Raw genomic sequence first — 18023 nt, forward strand, 5'->3', positions numbered from 1 at the left:
TTGGATGAAAAGCAAGTAGTCGGATAGGAATTTTGTTTTTTTACAAAAATAGGTTTATATGCCTTATAATATAGGGAATAGTTATTGGATATTTATTTTTATTGAAGGCGGGGAGTTTGTAATGAAAAATCTGTTTAAGGCCTTATCTTTCTTCTTAGTGATTGGCAGTGGGTTAGTAACAATCTTTCGCTTGAACAAAACAAATAAGCAGTTAATAGCACGGGAAACAACCTCGTTTCAAGTGAAGCAGACATTGAAAGCCATTGCTGCGACATTGGAGAAGTCGAAGGAAAATGAGCGTTTTTCGAAGGTAGAGGGCAATCAAAATACTTTGGAGGTCACTAATGAAGAATCGAATCTCCAGGGCTCGAAAGCCTTAGAAACATCAAATGAACAAGAAGAAGCCGTGAACCAACAAGAGGAACCTCCTTTGATAAAAGCGAACAAGAACGCACGTGGTGAGTATATCTATCATGTTCCTGGAGGCGTTTTCTATAACCGGACGACCCCGGTGGAATGGTTCCATACAGAGGAAGAGGCGCAGGCAAAGGGATACCGGAAGTCAGCGAGGTAATAATTATTAGACAACCTTCATTTGGATGAGGGTTGTTTTTTTGATTTCTAAGCGGAAAGAGTGCAATGTTGTTTGGCTTTTGGAGGCGCCGGGAGTTTTAGAACAATAGAGTAAGAAGATAAAGTCTAAAAAACAAAAAAACCGGCACCACGCCATAGAGCACAGTACCGGTTTTTAATCCGTATGTAGGCAAGTCCCAATCGTGCCGTCGTCGATGCCTTCGTTTTGATCCCCGCTCACAGCAGGTGGGTGCTCTGTTTCATGCATGTAGTAAGTCCTCACGAGGAAGGCTTTTACGCAGCGACGAAAACTCTGAGCTCCCGTATAATCTATTGTTCGGTCAAAACAATAGGTTATACGACGAACACATCAGGACTTGCGACTTCTTGAAGTAATCTTAACACAGGGGATAGCTATTTTCAAGCTATCACCGTATAGGAAAATCTACTCTTTTTTGACAGCCAGCGACAAATGTAGCTCGTCTAATTGCCCACCTGCTACAGGACTTGGAGCTTCTGTAAGGATGCAGCTTGCACTCGCTGTTTTCGGGAATGCAATGGTGTCACGCAGGTTCGTTCTGCCAGCTAACAACATGACTAGACGGTCCAAGCCTAACGCGATTCCACCATGTGGAGGTGTTCCGTATTCGAATGCTTCAAGAAGGAAGCCGAATTGTTCTGTTGCCTCTTCTTTACTGAATCCAAGTACTTCAAACATTTTCTCTTGGATATCACGTTCATAAATACGTAGGGATCCTCCGCCGAGTTCATATCCGTTCAATACCAAGTCATAGGCTTGTGCGCGGACTTCACCAGGATTTGTTGCAAGTAATGGAAGGTCTTCACGTACTGGCATCGTAAATGGATGGTGGGCGGCAAAGTAGCGGCCCGCTTCTTCGTCATACTCCAGTAACGGCCAGTCTGTTACCCATAGGAAGTTGAACTTGCTATCGTCGATAAGGCCAAGCTCTTTTCCGAGCTTCATGCGTAGTGCGCCAAGTGCATCGGCCACCACTGACTTTTTATCAGCCACAAAAAGGATCAAGTCCCCTTCCTCAGCATCAAGGGATTTAATGAAGCCTTGTTGTTCTTCTTCGTTGAAGAATTTTGCGATTGGTCCTTTTAATCCTTCTGCTTCAACCTTTAACCAAGCTAGACCTTTTGCTCCATATACCGCAACATATTCAGTCAAGGCATCGATGTCTTTACGGGAGTACTTGCCTGCCGCTCCTTTGACGTTGATTGCTTTTACCTGGCCACCATTATTAACGGCCGCACTGAATACTTTAAATCCACACTCTGCCACCTGTTCAGAAAGGTCAACGAGCTCCATGTCAAAACGGGTGTCCGGCTTATCGGAACCGTATCTGCTCATGGCATCCTGATAGGTGATACGCGGGAAGTTTTCTGGAACGTCCACTCCCTTGGTATTCTTCATCACCATTCTCATCATCTCTTCCATCATACCGATGATCTCTTCTTGAGATAAGAATGATGTTTCGATGTCGACTTGTGTGAACTCAGGCTGTCTGTCTGCACGAAGGTCCTCATCACGGAAGCAGCGGGCAATCTGATAATAGCGTTCCACACCCGAAACCATCAAAAGTTGCTTAAAGATTTGTGGGGATTGTGGCAGTGCATAGAACTCACCAGGGTGTACACGGCTTGGTACTAGGTAATCGCGCGCCCCTTCTGGCGTGCTTTTTGTTAAGATAGGTGTTTCCACTTCCATGAATTGTTGGTCATTTAGGAATTCACGGATGGAGCGTGTCACATCATGGCGCATCTTCAATGTGTCGAACATCACCGGACGACGAAGGTCTAGATAACGGTATTTCAACCGTATATCTTCATTGACTTCTGTTTTGTTGTCTAGGACGAATGGCGGTGTTTTTGCTGCGTTCAGCACTTCGATCGTTTCCGCTTGGACTTCGATCGCACCTGTTTTCAGATTAGGGTTCACAGTGGCTTCGTCACGTGCAACCACTTTCCCTTTTATATATAAAACATATTCATTACGTACATTTTCTGCTGTTTGAAGAGCTTCTGCAGATACATCGGGATTGAACACGATCTGAACAATTCCAGTACGGTCGCGAAGGTCTAGGAAAATAAGTCCTCCAAGGTCACGGCGCTTTTGCACCCACCCTTTTAATTCGATTACTTCTCCGATTGATGATTGTGGTACTTCGCCACAGTTATATGTTCTTCCTTGCATCATTTATCTCTCCCTACTTTTCTTTTCTGCGATGTATGCAACTGCTTCTTTAAAAGAAACTTCCTGTTGCTCACCTGTTTCCATTTCTTTTATGGAGACAACACCTTTATCCAGTTCATCATCCCCAAAGACGATGGTGTATTTCGCTTGGAGGCGGTCGGCCGCTTTGAATTGCGCTTTAAGTTTTTTGTCCTGATAGTCTTTTTCCGCGACAATTCCTGCTTTTCTTAAATCGAATAGTAGTTTCACTGCTGTTTCCTTCGCTTTGTCTCCCAGTGCAACAACATAGCAGTCGATAGAATCTTCAAACGGGAACTTCACATTTTCCGCTTCCATTGCTGAAATGAGGCGCTCGATGCTGAGTGCAAATCCGATACCAGGTGTTTCCGGTCCGCCGATTTCTTGGACCAATCCATTGTATCGTCCCCCACCACATAGAGTCGTGATGGCACCAAAACCTTCGGATGTGCTCATGATTTCAAATGCTGTGTGGTAATAGTAATCAAGTCCGCGCACCAAGTTCGGATCAATTTCATATTGAATGCCTAGTGCGGAAAGGTAAGCTACCACTTTGTCAAAATAAACCTTGGATTCCTCGTTCAAGTAATCAAGGATGGATGGCGCAGTTGCCATCAACTCGTGATCGCGGTCTTTCTTGCAATCAAGGATTCTAAGAGGATTCTTCTCCAGACGTCCCTGGCAATCGCCACAAAATTCGTTGATTCTCGGTTGAAAATGATTAATCAGCGCATCCCTGTGTGCTTGTCTGCTTTCTTTGTCACCCAAGCTGTTGATGACCACCTTCAAGTTGTTAAGACCTAAGCTTTTGTATAATTCCACTGCTAAAGCAATTACTTCTGCATCAATGGAGGGATCATCACTTCCGAGTGCCTCTATTCCGAATTGGACGAACTGGCGGAAACGGCCCGCCTGTGGGCGCTCGTATCGGAACATCTGGCCGATGTAGTAAAGCTTTGTCGGTTGTGTCGGCGAACCGAACATTTTGTTGTTTACATAAGAACGCGCCACTGAAGCCGTTCCCTCCGGACGAAGTGTCAGGCTTCTGCCACCTCTGTCTTCAAAGGTGTACATCTCCTTCTGCACCACATCCGTTGTATCCCCAACCCCTCTCAAGAACAACTCCGTGCTCTCAAAGATCGGCGTCCTAATCTCCTTATAATTATAAAGCTCACAAATCTCCTTCGCCTTCGCCTCAATATACTGCCACTTCTCCACCGTACCAGGTAAAATATCCTGCGTACCACGCGGTATCTGAATTGCCATTCGCGGTTCCTCCTTTAAAGGGGGTCAGACCCCTTTTCGTTATTTAAAGTGGTAAAGAGGGTCTAACCCTCTCTCCGTTAATACGTTACACCATTAAAGAATTTTTCTTTTATCAATACAAAAAACTCCCGTCCCTTGTTTATTTTCTAAACAAGGGACGGGAGTTATATATCCCGTGGTGCCACCCTAATTGAAGTTTGAAGGCATTTCAAATATCTTTTGTGCCTTCGGTTACTTCCACTCAAGCAGTTAACGCCTGCAACGTCCATCTCCTAGTAAAGCAATTTGTGCTGTCTGCAGCAAGTTAAAACAACCATGCAACTGACTGGCAATGCTTTTTCAGAGCGGATCCTACGGAGTGTTCATTCATTGAGTCATCAAGGGGAAATGCTTTCAGCCCAGGGCATTTCTTCTCTTTCCATGTGGTTCCCAACTACTGTTCTCCATCATCGGTATCATATATTTTGGCTATTTCGTAAATTTTGTTGCTATTTCGTATTTAGTAACGCCTCGTAATACTTAGTACTGTCGTGCTCTTTTCCTTACCATGCAAGCAATGAGGCACTCCATATTTAGTATAAAAAGCGGTAAAAAGTCCAAAAGCCGACTTTTTACTAGGTAATTACAACAATCTCTGTGAAAAGAGCCTACATTTTAGTCCATTAACGCGACTGTTTGTTATGTAAGATACTTGCTAGTATATATACTTTCAATTCTAGTTGTCAAGGCTTTATTGAATTCGGTTCAATTGTTTTTTTAACGACTTTACGTCACGCATGGTAATCCCGAACTCCGAAGCAAGCTCCATGTATGTGGAATCCTTCTCCTTTTCAATAAAATCATGAAAGCTTACCCCAAAAACATCTCTACTGCCATATGCACGGTTATGTTTATCGCTGAATTTCATCTTTTTACGCTCCTTTTTTGCTACACTAGTATCTATCCTGTCCCTTTTTTGCTTATTTCTTTCAGATTTAGCAGGAATTTTTTCCACTTTTGTAGAAAAAGAAAGTTTGAACTTTCTTTAAGGAGGCCTAGTATTGCGTCATAAACTACCTATTTTTCTTACTGCACTATTATTATTTACTACCATCTTTTCCTTCATGGATGCTTCACCAGCAGAGGCCAATAGGACTGTCGTGGTTGCGACAGATGTATTGAATGTCCGTGAAACCCCCGACGCGGACGGGGTTATCATTTCAAAAGTCCAAAGAGGAGAATCCTATCCTGTTGTGGACAGCCAAGGGGAATGGCTGAAGATACAAGTATCTTCGACCAAGGCCGGATGGGTTGCCTCATTCCTTGTAACAGAAAGCAGCCAAGGAGCCCGTTCTACCGCTTCAAGGGCGGCAAGTGATGCCACCGTACAAGTCCTGACAGACGATCTGAGAATGAGGTCAGGTCCCGGTACTAATTTTTCCGTGGTCGGCTATCTCCATTCTTCCGCTTCAACTGTCCAATATCTTGAAGAAAATGAAAACTGGGTAAAGGTTCATTTTGACGGTGTGGAAGGATGGGTCGCCAAAGAATACGTTACCATCCTGGCCAAAAAGAAAGAAGAAACTGCCGAACAGCCTGAGGAGCCAGCGGAAGATGCCAATGGGCAGGTTGCCATCATTACAACAGACGGACTGAACATCCGAAGTGAGCCTTCCACCCAAAGTGAGGTGCTGGGTTCCTTATCTAATGGACAACAGGTGGATGTATTGGCAATTCGTGGAGATTGGTTGAACATTTCTTATAATGGCACAGTAGGGTGGATTCACAGGGATTATGCAACGATTGGAACATCTAGTTCTGGAGGCCAAGGAGGGAAGACACCTAAAACTGGTGCAACCATCAAGGTGTCCGGACTGAATGTGCGAAGTGAACCATCACTTAATGGAAAAGTATTGGAGCAGCTTTCGCAAGGAACTGCAGTAACGATTATCAACGAAAAAAACAATTGGTGTGAAATTGAATACGGCAACGGGGAAACAGGCTGGATCGCAGGCTGGTTTCTGGAGCGAAGCGGCGTTTCTAATCCTGTTCCTTCCACAAGCAATGAAGGGACAATCGTGATCGTTGACGATGGCACCAATATTCGAAATGCGCCTTCCACTAATGCCAACGTAGTTCTGCGGGCAAATGAAGGGGAGGAATTTTCGATTGTCGGCGTAGAAGACAACTGGTATAAAATAAAGCTAAAAGATGGCTCAGAAGCATATGTTGCCGGTTGGATTGTCGCCACAAAAGGAAGCACGCCTAATATTGCTAGGGCTGGTGCAGAACAATACCTGTCAAGCAAGGTGATTGTAATCGATCCTGGGCATGGCGGCAGAGATGTTGGAGCGATAGGTGTACAAGGAACACTAGAGAAGGATTTAACGCTTAGAACCTCCTTGCTGTTGCAGGATAAGTTAAGAGCTGCCGGAGCGACCGTGTACATGACAAGGCAGCACGACACATCCGTCCCACTTCTGGCAAGGCCTCAAATGGCCAATTATCATCGTGCAGATGCTTTTATCAGCGTGCATTATGATAGCATCGATGATAGTAGCGTCACAGGCACCACCACCTTCTACTATAGTCATTCCGATAAAACGCTCGCGGACAGTGTGCATTCTTCTCTCATCCAGTTTACGAACCTGCGTGACCGTAGCGTTCGCCAGGAGAACTACCTGGTATTGAGAGAAAGCATGCAACCCTCCTTGCTTTTGGAATTAGGTTATATTAGCAACCGTGGAGAGGAATTAACGGTAATCTCCGGGGATTTTCAAGAGAGAGCTTCCACTGCCATCTACCAGGGATTGGCACAATATTTTAGGGGGAACTGATTAAGAGGACCTATTTGAGGTCCTCTCAGTGTGTAGACAAAGTATAATCTAAAAGAAATATGTAATAACCATGTTGATCGTAGTGGAAGGCGCGTAGACTCCAGCGGGAGGAAGGGACAGGTAAGACCCCGCAACGGAGTGAGGAGACTTACGGGCCGCCCTGTAGATAAGCGAAGCTCCTGGAACGAAGATCAACAAGAAAATGCAACACTAAAGATGATTAGAACTTGTCAACAGTCTGAGAGGACCTATCTGAGGTCCTCTTTTGTTGTTAATGGCAGTCGGAAATTGGTTATTGTGACAATTTAGTTGGTTATTGTGACTTTTGAGGAGGTTATTGTGACTTTTCCAGCCATTATTGTGACAATGGTACAATTTGACCACCAAGAGAAGACTCCCCCCACACCCACATACAGAAACACCCCACAATTTCCCACAAAAAAAGCCGGCCACACACCTCCAGATAAAGGCGTGCAACCAGCTTCACAAATCAAATCATTTACTCTCCACAATCAACGTCACCGGTCCATCATTTACAAAATCCACGTCCATCATCGCACCGAACTGGCCGGTTTCCACTGTCACGCCTTTATTGCGCAACGCTTCGTTAAACGCTTCATAGATGGTTTCTGCATGGTCTGGCTTGGCTGCCTCCATGAAGTTGGGACGGCGCCCTTTGCGGCAGTCTCCATATAAGGTGAACTGGGATACGGAAAGGACCTGCCCATCCACATCCAGCAAGGACAGATTCATCTTGTCTTGATCATCCTCGAAAATACGCAGGTTGGCCACCTTTTCGGCAACATAGGCTGCATCTTCAGGGGAATCCTCATGTGTAACGCCAACGAGAAGCATCAATCCACGATCGATTTTCCCGACGACCTCACCACCGACACGAACTTCTGCTTTTTTCGCTCTCTGTAAAACCACTCTCATATCAATAAACCTCTCTTACTGCATTATTCGACGAACCGCATAAATATCGGAAATCTGTTTGATCCGATCCACCACTTTTTGAAGATGGTTGATATTATGAATGGCAATGGCCATATGGATGGTCGCCATCTTGTTCCGGTCCGAACGGCCTGACACCGCGGTAATATCGGTTTTCGTCTCATTTACAGCCTGTAGCACCTCATTCAATAATCCGCGGCGGTCGTAACCTGTAATTTCAATTTCTACGTTGTATTCGCGATTATCTTTAACATCACTTTCCCAGTCTACATCAATGAGGCGGTCGTTTGTCCCCTCTGCTTCCACGTTCGCACAGTCAGCACGGTGGACGGAAACGCCACGGCCTCTTGTGATGAAGCCAACGATGTCATCTCCTGGAACAGGATTACAGCACTTTGAAAGTCGGACAAGCAAGCTGTCGATTCCTTGAACGACGACACCTGCGTCTTTTCTCTTCTTTACCGGCGCTGTTTTCTTCTTCTCGGCATTTTCGGTAATATCTGTAATCTGTTGTTCCTTGTCACGCTGTCGTCGCTGTTTTTCTGTCAGACGGTTTGCCACTTGAAGAGCGGTGATTCCGTTATACCCAACTGCAGCAAACATGTCTTCCGCCGACATGAAGTTGAATTTTTCCGAAACGCGGTTGATATTTTCGGCATTCAGGATTTCCTTCAGATCAAAGTCCATTCCTTTGATTTCTTTTTCAACTAAATCGCGGCCCTTTTCTACATTTTCTTCACGGCGTTGCTTTTTGAAAAACTGTCGGATCCTGTTTTTGGCCTGGGAGGTTTGTGCAAGCTTCAACCAGTCCTGACTCGGTCCATAGGAATGCTTGGACGTCAGGATTTCGATGATGTCCCCTGTTTTTAATTTATAATCCAGGGTCACCATTTTACCATTCACTTTCGCACCTATTGTTTTATTCCCGATTTCCGAATGAATACGATAGGAAAAGTCGATTGGTACAGATCCGGAAGGAAGTTCGATGACATCCCCTTTAGGTGTAAATACAAAAACCATATCCGAGAATAGATCAATTTTCAGTGATTCCATGAATTCTTCCGCATTGGTAGCGTCATTTTGCCACTCCAAGATTTCACGGAACCATGTTAACTTCTCTTCAAAGGAAGCGCGGTCATCAGCTTCTTTGTCTTCTTTGTACGCCCAGTGCGCAGCAATCCCGTACTCTGCGATCTGATGCATATCGCTTGTGCGGATCTGCACTTCTAACGGGTCTCCCTTTGGTCCGATCACAGTTGTATGCAGGGACTGGTACATATTAGGCTTTGGCATGGCAATATAATCTTTGAAGCGGCCAGGCATCGGTTTCCAACATGTATGGATGATTCCAAGAACCGCATAACAGTCTTTGATACTGTTAACGATGATGCGCACGGCTAATAAATCGTAAATTTCGCTAAACTGCTTGTTTTGTTTAGCCATTTTACGATAGATACTATAAATATGCTTCGGACGTCCAGACAGCTCTGCGGTGATTTCCACTTCTTCTAGACGGTCGTTTACTTCATTCATTACTTCGGAAATATATTGCTCGCGTTCTGCACGTTTTCGTTTCATCAGGTTGACGATACGGTAATATTGCTGTGGATTTAAATATCTTAAAGCAGTATCCTCTAGCTCCCACTTGATTTTACTGATCCCCAAACGGTGGGCAAGTGGTGCAAATATTTCAAGGGTTTCGTTAGAGATACGGCGTTGCTTTTCTTGTGGAAGATGCTTCAAGGTCCTCATATTATGAAGACGGTCAGCAAGTTTGATCAAAATGACACGGATATCCTGAGCCATTGCCACGAACATTTTACGGTGATTTTCCGCTTGTTGTTCCTCTTGGGACTTATACTTGATTTTACCAAGCTTTGTTACACCGTCCACAAGCATTGCCACTTCGGCATTGAAGGCTTCCTTGATCTCTTCAAGAGAAACGGACGTATCCTCTACAACATCATGAAGAAACCCAGCCGCAATGGTGGATGGATCTAGATCAAGGTCCACAAGGATTCCTGCGACCTGTATTGGATGTATGATATAAGGCTCACCGGATTTTCGATATTGTTCTGCATGAGCGTTTTTGGCAAACTCATACGCTCTTTCCAAAAAGGCGATGTCCTCATCCTTTAGATAGCGCCTTGCATTATCTATCACCTGGTCTGCAGTTAATACTTGCTCATTTGCCATATTTCTACTCACCTTTTTGACTTCTTTTTTTATTTGGCTCTGTTTAACACCGCCGTTGATTTCCGCAACGGGCTTCGCTTGCCGCGGGGCGCTTGCGGAGCCTCCCCTAAGCACTACCTCCCGAGGGAGTCTACGCCCTCTGCTTCAATCAACAGCTATAAAACTCGTTGAGCATCTTTAACAGAGTGATTTATCAAAAAAACTATTAAAAAACGCATGCGCTATGGTAGTCTTGTTAATTTTATCATTATGGTCAAGATTCTTTCGTTCTTTACTTGGATATAACAAATAAGTATATTGTTTTTATTATCGTGAAATTTTATGTAGATGTAAAGAGATTATGAGGGAAAAATAAAGATTTGTCGACAGATTTTTCAGGAATTAGTGTAAAAAAAATACTTTTCTAAAAAAAGAAGCCTTTTCACCTATTATTTCATCATATTGATTATACCAAAAGAAGGTTTTCGTAAACTTTGTTGTTTTTCGTACTATTGAATCAACCGTTATATTCATTACTGTCGTGCTCTTTTCCCTGTGGTACTGAAAATCACTACCTGCATATTATCGGTAAGTAGGCAGTAAAAATTCCATTTGCCGACTTTTTACTGGTAATAGCAACAATCCTTGAGAAAAGAGCCTACCAAAAAATAGTACTGGGTATTTTTCATCCATATATACAAAAGAACCAGAGCAATCACGTTGCTCTAGTTCTTTTCGTTACTTCCTTAGTACTTCATCAATGTGAGGATATCAAATCCGTCCAACTTGTCACGGCCATCCAGGTAGGATAACTCAATGAGGAAGGCGATTCCTGCAACCACTCCTCCAAGCTCTTCTACAAGCTTGATTGTCGCTTCAATCGTTCCGCCTGTCGCAAGAAGGTCGTCCGTGATCAATACACGTTGTCCTGGTTTGATTGCATCCTTATGGATGGTCAGTACATCTTTCCCGTACTCCAATCCGTATTCCACACGTGCTACTTCACGTGGAAGTTTTCCTTCTTTACGAACCGGCGCAAAACCAACTCCAAGAGAATACGCAACCGGACAACCGATGATAAATCCACGTGCTTCCGGTCCAACAATTAAATCTACTTCTTTATCACGAGCATATTCAACGATTTGGTCTGTTGCATAACGGTATGCATCGCCATTATCCATCAACGTTGTTATATCCTTGAACTGAATTCCAGGTTTTGGCCAATCAGGAACGATTGTTACGAATTTCTTTAAATCCATCTTCTATTTTCCTCCTATGAATGAACAGTGCATTGCTTGGTTAGATGCTGATCAAACCACGCTTTCAATTGTTTATATGATGAATATAAAAACAAGTTTTCAAGCATCACTTGCTGTTGCTTTTTACGATAAGTGGGAGACTCTTCAAAGTCCCGTTTTTTCGCTGCATGGTTTAATGCGATAAAACCCTTGTCTATTGTAACAAATTCTAAGTCAAAAAACACCTGTGATATAAAATCTACCGTTTCTTTTGACCATCCACGATGTTTGGCAATATCTTCAGCATGCTTGCTCAAATCAAACGACCCTTTTTTTGATAATAGGGCATAGAACCATTTGAAGTGCTCCCTTGTTGGGATGGTGGAGAAAAAATGATTCTCTTTTTGATAGAACGAGGCATAGATTCTCTCAGGCTCAGCTTTTTCCAACAGATTGGAAAGCAATGATTTCTCAGCCGGGATATCCAAAATGACTACGAACTTCCCGGTTATGTCCGGTGTGGTTTCTCCATTTATATGGGTGGCAAACGGACGAAGTTCCGCTTGGAGCATCACGTCATCCAACGTCCTTTCATTGAAATATAGGATATGAAGTTTCTCTTTATCTATACCTGCTAATGTCTGGTTAAGCTGTTTAATAGAACGGATATCAAATAGCTGCCAATCTGTCACCCTGATATCCTTTAAAAATATCTGAGGCTTTCTAAAGTTATTCCATTCATTTATAGACAATTCCCCAAGCACATCAAGTGATGCTCCTGGAGAGACGTGATGATAGATTTCGCCGAAACCGAACCCCACACAATCTAGGGAGCTTCCTTCCTGTTCAATGACAAGTTTCAAGTGGTTGCTTTTATTGCCAATCTGGCGGATCTGCTGTGGAAGCACACCTTTGACGAGAACTTTAGGTTTCGGATTATTCACACCGAATGGTGAAAGCAGTTCCAATTGCTCAATCGTCTCGAGTGTAACCTCTTCCACCTTGCATTCCATATCCACTTCGGTGATTGGGGTATAATCCTCTTCCGTTAAGATAGCAGCCGCTTTTTGATTCATTCTTTGACGAAGCTCTTCTACATCCGCTATTTTTAATGTCATTCCGGCAGCCATTGGATGTCCACCAAAATGAGGGAGGATATCTCGGCATTCCGAAAGGTTTTCAAAGAGGTCAAACCCTATAATGGAACGTGCCGACCCCTTCGCCAGCCCTTTTTCCTCGTCAAGGCTCAGTACGATGGTCGGTCTGTAGAATCGGTCGACAAGGCGTGATGCCACAATACCGATCACTCCTGCATTCCAGTTATTACCCTCTACGATAATAAAACTGTTTTCTTGTGGAGGATACTTCTCTTCTACCTGCTTGATTGCTTCTTCTGTAATCTGGGTGACAATCTGCTGTCGCTCTTTATTATACGTTTCCATTTCCTCGGCAAGCATTTTTGCTTCTTCTACATCATCCGTCATTAGAAGGTGCACAGCCGGATCTGCATTGTCCAAGCGACCCACAGCATTGATTCTTGGGCCGATGGAAAATCCGACTGTCTCCTCTGTAATCGTATGCAGTTCCACTCCACATTTTTGCAGAAGTGCTTTTAGTCCTACTCTTGTCGTCTGCTTCATCTTTTTGATTCCTTTTGATGCAAGTAATCGATTTTCACCTACCAATGGTACAAGGTCGGCTATAGTACCTATTGCAGCCACTTCCAATAGGTGCTCAGGATTTTTCCCTAAAAGCGCATGAGCAACTTTGTAAGCAACTCCCACTCCAGCAAGGTCATCAAATGGATAGGTGCAGGTTTCCTTTTTCGGGTGGATGATAGCGTAAGCATCAGGTAGCACTGGTCCAGGTTCATGGTGGTCAGTGATAATAAGGTCGATGTTCAGCTCTTTTGCAATCTTTGCTTCATGTAGAGCTGATATCCCGGTATCAACCGTTATAATGACGGAATAACCGTTTTCCTTTGCCTGTCGGAAAGCATTTTCGTTTGGTCCGTATCCTTCTGTGAAGCGATTTGGAATATAAAAGTCAACGAGCGCCCCGATTTCACGAAGAGCAGTAACCATCACAGTCGTGCTGCTGACTCCATCGGCATCATAGTCCCCAAATACAAGGATCTTTTCGCTATCTTCCATTGCTTGGTTAACCCGTTGAACAAGTTTGTCCATATCCTCCATAAGAAAAGGGTCGTGAAAATCCTGGTCATCTGTATATAAAAATTCCTTTGCTGCGTCTATTGTGTCAAGCCCCCTGTTTACTAAAAGGGAAGCAATAAGTGGGGCAATATTCATTGATTCAATTAATTGTTCGACTTGTTCTCTCTTTGGTTCTTTCACATTCCATCTTGATTTAGAAGCTAACAAACTAATTCCTCCCTTAGCTTTCCTAATTATACTAGAGACTGATTGTAGCTTCAATAAAGTTTAAAATAACCCACAGGTACCTGACCCCTAAAACAGATACTCTAAATTCATAAAATTCACTTTGCAGGGGTCTGGTACCGCACTAAGATCTGGACCGCAAAAAGTGGTTTCGTACCGTAAAAAAAAAAAAAAAACAGGCCCATCACCTGGACCTGCGTCTCTCTCCTACCGTTTCATTTTTACTCTCAATAGCTTCTGTTTCCTTTGCTTCTGCTGTCTTTTTTGTTGTTTCACCTGCATGCTGCTTATGTTGCAGCCTCCGCTTCACCATGATCACCTGGTAGATTCCAATGGATCCGGCAATCACGATTCCCATCAGTGTGGAAAATAAAATCACGAGTACCAAGGGCCATTCGGCTGTACCAAAAAGGAAATTCACTTCAACAGGAGCTACATTAAGCACGGCGAAAATGGCCACCACAATCGTGAACAACACTCCTGCCAGTAAATACCATTGAGTTTTCATGTTCCTCCCCCCTCTACTTCTTACTATTCAGAGTATGGATTGATGTGCACGAAAACATCCTGCACCTCTTTGTTTTCCATCAATTTGGCCTTTACCTGTTTGCCTATTAGATGGCCATCTTCCACTGTAATATAAGGGTCTACAGATATTTTCAGATCGATGATGACATAATGGCCATGCTCTCTTGCGTGCAGACTGTCAAGCTTCATGACGCCTGGTACCGTCACGACAACCTCACGGAACTCCTCTGTATCCTCTTCATGCATCACATGATCCATCGTGTTATGGATGGATTCTGAACCCAACTGCCAAGATATTTTAATAATAAGAAGCGCAACGACAATTCCCGCAACCGGATCAAGATAGACAAGCCAGTCTACTCCAATATAACCGCCAAGTACCGCTCCGGCGATCCCGATTAAGGCAGCGATGGAAGAAAATACATCTGAACGATGTTCATACGCATTGACGATAATCGCATCACTCTTAATTCTTTTTCCCAAATTATACTTATATCGAAACATCGCCTCTTTGACAATGATGGAAATGACCACCGCATAGATTGCTAAGGCTTTTGGCGCTTCAATCGGTTCAAAGAAGGCTTGGAACGAAGATTTGCCAATTTCAAACCCTACAATGAGCAAAAGCACCGCAACGATGATTGCGGCAATATTTTCAGCCTTCCCATGACCATATGGATGATCCTCATCTGGAGGTTGTTTTGCCGCTTTGAGCCCTATGTATACAGCCATTGACCCTGCCACATCAGAAGCAGAATGCACAGCATCCGCAACAAGCGCGCGACTGTTGGCCACCACCCCGACCCATCCTTTCAAAATTGCCAAGATGATGTTTCCGACCACACCTATCAATGCGGCAAACTCTGCTTTTTTAAAACGTTCATTATGGTCCATACCGCACACCTCTTTCTAATCTCTTCTCCTATTGTACCCGAATTGAAGCAGAATCTCGGAAAAAAATAAAAAAACGTCGCAAAGCAACCATATGCTTTGCGACGTCTTAATTATACCTCAGGTTCCGGATCTTCAACCGGTGCCTTTTTCGGTTTACTCAACTGCTTGTGCTTCCAAATCAACCATAACTGCGCTGCGATGAACAAGGAAGAGTACGTACCAACGACTAATCCTACCAATAACGCAACAGAGAAGTTTGTGATAGACTCACTTCCAAAAATCAACAATGCGATAACTGCAATCAGTACTGTCCCCACTGTATTGATGGAGCGGACGAATGTCTGCTGTAGGCTGCGGTTGACCACTTCTGAAAGGTCATCAAAGGTTTTGACACGCTTTTTACGCTTCAGGTTTTCTCGTATCCTGTCAAAGGTGACGATTGTATCATTTATTGAATACCCGACAATGGTCAAGACAGCTGCAATGAAGGTGATATCAACCTCCAAGCGAACGAGGCTGAAGAATGCAACAATAAAGAATGCATCATGGAACAATGCCACAATCGCCGCTACTGCAAAGAGCCATTCAAATCGGATAGTCACATAAATGATAATCCCGATAGCCGCGATTAAAACCGCAAAGAATGCGTTCCGGGCGAGCTCCTGTCCTACGGTAGGAGATACCGTGCTGACACTTGGTTCTGATCCGTACTTTCCTTCAATAAATTGCTTGATTTCCGCAATTTCCGTTTGGGTGAAGTCATCCACATAACGGGCAACTGCTATTTCATTATTCGTACCAGCCAAGACAACATCTTTTGGCTCATAGTCAATGGAGGCAAGCTCATCTGTAATTTCTTCAGCTGTCAAACGGTTGTCACTCATGATTTCTACACGCGTTCCACTTGCAAAATCAATACCCAGGTTCAAACGGAAAGCTGCGAGAAGAATGATTCCAACTACAATCATCGCTCCTGAGAAAAGAAAGAACTTTTTGCGATGCTTTACAAAGTCCCAATTGGAGAAACGATTTGGTGGCTCTGTGTTCTCATCTGTCTTGTTAATATCCAGCATGTCTTCTTTTTTCACACCGAATAGATGTGGTTTATTGTTCATAAACCTGCTGCTTACCCATAAGCCGAGCAATAATCTTGTACCAAGTACCGCCGTTAGGAAGCTTAACAAGATACTCACAATCAACATGGTAGCAAACCCTTTTACAGAACTTGTCCCATAGACAAACATGACACCTGCTGCAAGTAACGTTGTAATGTTTGCATCCAAAATGGTAGACAACGAGTTGCGGTTTCCTGCACGGAATGCGGACATCGCCGACCTTCCAAGCTTTAACTCCTCTTTGATCCGTTCATATGTGATGATATTGGCATCTACCGCCATCCCCACTCCTAAAATTAGGGCCGCAATTCCTGGAAGGGTAAGGACACCATTCATCAACTCAAACACTAATAGAATTAAGAAAATATAAGCACTCAATGTCAAAACAGCTACTAATCCAGGCAAACGGTATGCTACAAGCATGAACAGCAGGATGGCACTAATACCGATCATCCCAGCAAGAACTGTTTTCTGAAGTGCTGTTTCTCCGAATTTTGCTCCAACAGAAGTGGAGTAGATCTCTTCCAACTCTACAGGAAGGGAACCGGCATTAAGCAACTCCGCAAGCTCCTTTGCCTCTTCAATGGAAAAGTTACCTGTAATCTGTACATTCGTATCATTGAAAACTCGATCTACGCCTGCAGCTGAAAGGTACTTGGGATCAGCCTTCCCCGCTTCTGCTTCATAGGAATCGACGCCTTCTTCAAAATCCAGCCAGATAACCATCAGGTTACGACCGGTACCAATACCCATGTCACGGACTTGACGCGTCACTTCGGCAAACTCAGTAGCATCTTTCAATGTCAGTGCCACACTTGGACGGTTATTTGGATCGAACGATTGAGAAGCACCGTTTTCCGCCAAGGAAGACCCATCCATCAAGAGATTGTCATCAACGTCCCGGAAGGTCAGCTTGGCTTCTGTCGATAACAGTTCCCGAGCCCTTGACTGATCATCCACCCCGGCAAGCTGAACGCGGATCCTGTCCTCTCCCTCAATCTGGATATTCGGTTCGCTTACTCCAAGCACATTGACACGTTTATTTAACGCGCTGACGGTGCTTAGTAAAACATCCCTGTTAATTTCACTATCTTCATTGATTGGCGTAACCTCATAAAGAACTTCAAATCCTCCTTGAAGGTCAAGGCCAAGTTTAATGTCTTTTGTAATTAGGTTCGTAAACACTCCTATTGTGCTTCCGATTAAAATAAGAAGTAAAAAGAATGCAACGATCCGTCCTCTTTTGACCATGCGTAAAAAATCCTCCTTCTGCTCTTACAATCGATGAAATGAAATTGTAGTATGGACAAGTGGCTAGCTTACATGCTTCACATTCCCAGTATGTATAATTATGTAAAATCGTTCAATAAAAGCCGTTTTCATGCCATCATGTACCATTATGATTCATCCATTAATGACTGTCAATTTTTGCTGAAAATTTAATCTTTTTGTGATGCAAAGTAGTTTGGTGCCTTATATGCTTCAATCGTGATGTAGCTCATATAGTCGGTGACCGATAAACTGTACACATCATTGACCAGCTCAAACAGCCTTTTCGTTTCTGGGCGCTTCCATTTCTTTTTTGTCAAGCATTCCCACAGTTCATCTTCTGATACGGTATCATATCCGAATAACTGAAATTCCTCCAGTTTACTTTGTAGAACTGGCCCCAACTCGTACCGGAAAAGATCATAAGCATGCTGTGCATCGGTTTCCTTCTTCATTGTTCATTGAACCCCCATTCAATTCACTCTCTGATTCGTTACGTATGCTTTAATCGGATAACCTTCTTTCCCTCTTCCATGCACCTTCATAATACTTGTCATGCT

General features: G+C 43.8%; 13 protein-coding genes and 1 other RNA gene. 2 read left to right on the forward strand and 12 right to left on the reverse strand.

The window, feature by feature from the left end:
- Window positions 1-121 precede the first annotated feature (121 nt).
- Window positions 122-574 carry a hypothetical protein gene (locus MKY77_RS17210; protein WP_339147012.1) on the forward strand — a complete coding sequence of 151 codons (453 nt, stop codon included), beginning with the start codon at window positions 122-124 and terminating at the stop codon, window positions 572-574.
- Window positions 575-763: 189 nt separating this feature from the next.
- On the opposite strand, the gene ssrS is transcribed toward MKY77_RS17210, so the two are convergent.
- The 4 genes from ssrS to MKY77_RS17230 all read right to left on the reverse strand — a co-directional run bounded on the left by ssrS (window position 764) and on the right by MKY77_RS17230 (window position 4982).
- Window positions 764-953, reverse strand: a non-coding RNA gene (gene ssrS, locus MKY77_RS17215) — 6S RNA.
- A gap of 65 nt (window positions 954-1018) precedes the next feature.
- Window positions 1019-2791, reverse strand: coding sequence for an aspartate--tRNA ligase (gene aspS / locus MKY77_RS17220; protein WP_339149850.1), 1773 nt, complete (start codon window positions 2789-2791; stop codon window positions 1019-1021).
- 3 nt (window positions 2792-2794) lie between these two features.
- On the reverse strand, window positions 2795-4075 hold the full coding sequence (gene hisS, locus MKY77_RS17225) for a histidine--tRNA ligase (protein ID WP_339147013.1): 1281 nt from the start codon (window positions 4073-4075) through the stop codon (window positions 2795-2797).
- Between the two features lie 730 nt (window positions 4076-4805).
- Window positions 4806-4982 (reverse strand): RNA polymerase subunit sigma-70, encoded by a 177-nt coding sequence (locus tag MKY77_RS17230; protein WP_237663687.1) that lies wholly within the window; start codon window positions 4980-4982, stop codon window positions 4806-4808.
- 133 nt (window positions 4983-5115) lie between these two features.
- Here MKY77_RS17230 and MKY77_RS17235 point away from each other — a divergent pair, with 133 nt between their 5' ends.
- Window positions 5116-6891: an SH3 domain-containing protein gene (locus tag MKY77_RS17235; protein WP_339147014.1), complete on the forward strand. Its 1776-nt coding sequence runs from the start codon at window positions 5116-5118 to the stop codon at window positions 6889-6891.
- Window positions 6892-7386: 495 nt separating this feature from the next.
- Here MKY77_RS17235 and dtd read toward each other — a convergent pair whose 3' ends face one another.
- The 8 genes from dtd to MKY77_RS17275 all read right to left on the reverse strand — a co-directional run bounded on the left by dtd (window position 7387) and on the right by MKY77_RS17275 (window position 17918).
- The gene (gene dtd / locus MKY77_RS17240) at window positions 7387-7827 is read right to left on the reverse strand and encodes a D-aminoacyl-tRNA deacylase (RefSeq protein ID WP_339147015.1); all 441 of its coding nucleotides are present in this window, start codon (window positions 7825-7827) and stop codon (window positions 7387-7389) included.
- Window positions 7828-7842: 15 nt separating this feature from the next.
- Window positions 7843-10041, reverse strand: a complete 2199-nt coding sequence (locus tag MKY77_RS17245) for a bifunctional (p)ppGpp synthetase/guanosine-3',5'-bis(diphosphate) 3'-pyrophosphohydrolase (RefSeq protein ID WP_339147016.1) — start codon at window positions 10039-10041, stop codon at window positions 7843-7845.
- Between the two features lie 725 nt (window positions 10042-10766).
- Window positions 10767-11279 (reverse strand): adenine phosphoribosyltransferase, encoded by a 513-nt coding sequence (locus MKY77_RS17250; protein WP_060665151.1) that lies wholly within the window; start codon window positions 11277-11279, stop codon window positions 10767-10769.
- 14 nt (window positions 11280-11293) lie between these two features.
- Window positions 11294-13639, reverse strand: a complete 2346-nt coding sequence (gene recJ / locus MKY77_RS17255; RefSeq protein ID WP_339147017.1) for a single-stranded-DNA-specific exonuclease RecJ — start codon at window positions 13637-13639, stop codon at window positions 11294-11296.
- 202 nt (window positions 13640-13841) lie between these two features.
- Window positions 13842-14165 carry a lipopolysaccharide assembly protein LapA domain-containing protein gene (locus tag MKY77_RS17260; RefSeq protein ID WP_339147018.1) on the reverse strand — a complete coding sequence of 108 codons (324 nt, stop codon included), beginning with the start codon at window positions 14163-14165 and terminating at the stop codon, window positions 13842-13844.
- Between the two features lie 23 nt (window positions 14166-14188).
- Window positions 14189-15079 carry a cation diffusion facilitator family transporter gene (locus MKY77_RS17265; protein ID WP_339147019.1) on the reverse strand — a complete coding sequence of 297 codons (891 nt, stop codon included), beginning with the start codon at window positions 15077-15079 and terminating at the stop codon, window positions 14189-14191.
- A gap of 110 nt (window positions 15080-15189) precedes the next feature.
- Window positions 15190-17445, reverse strand: a complete 2256-nt coding sequence (secDF, locus tag MKY77_RS17270; protein ID WP_339147020.1) for a protein translocase subunit SecDF — start codon at window positions 17443-17445, stop codon at window positions 15190-15192.
- Between the two features lie 188 nt (window positions 17446-17633).
- The gene (locus tag MKY77_RS17275; RefSeq protein ID WP_339147021.1) at window positions 17634-17918 is read right to left on the reverse strand and encodes a post-transcriptional regulator; all 285 of its coding nucleotides are present in this window, start codon (window positions 17916-17918) and stop codon (window positions 17634-17636) included.
- Between the last annotated feature and the right edge of the window lie 105 nt (window positions 17919-18023).

Origin of the sequence: Sutcliffiella sp. FSL R7-0096, from assembly GCF_038595065.1 — a bacterium.
In the GTDB taxonomy this organism is placed as follows: domain Bacteria; phylum Bacillota; class Bacilli; order Bacillales; family Bacillaceae_I; genus Sutcliffiella_A.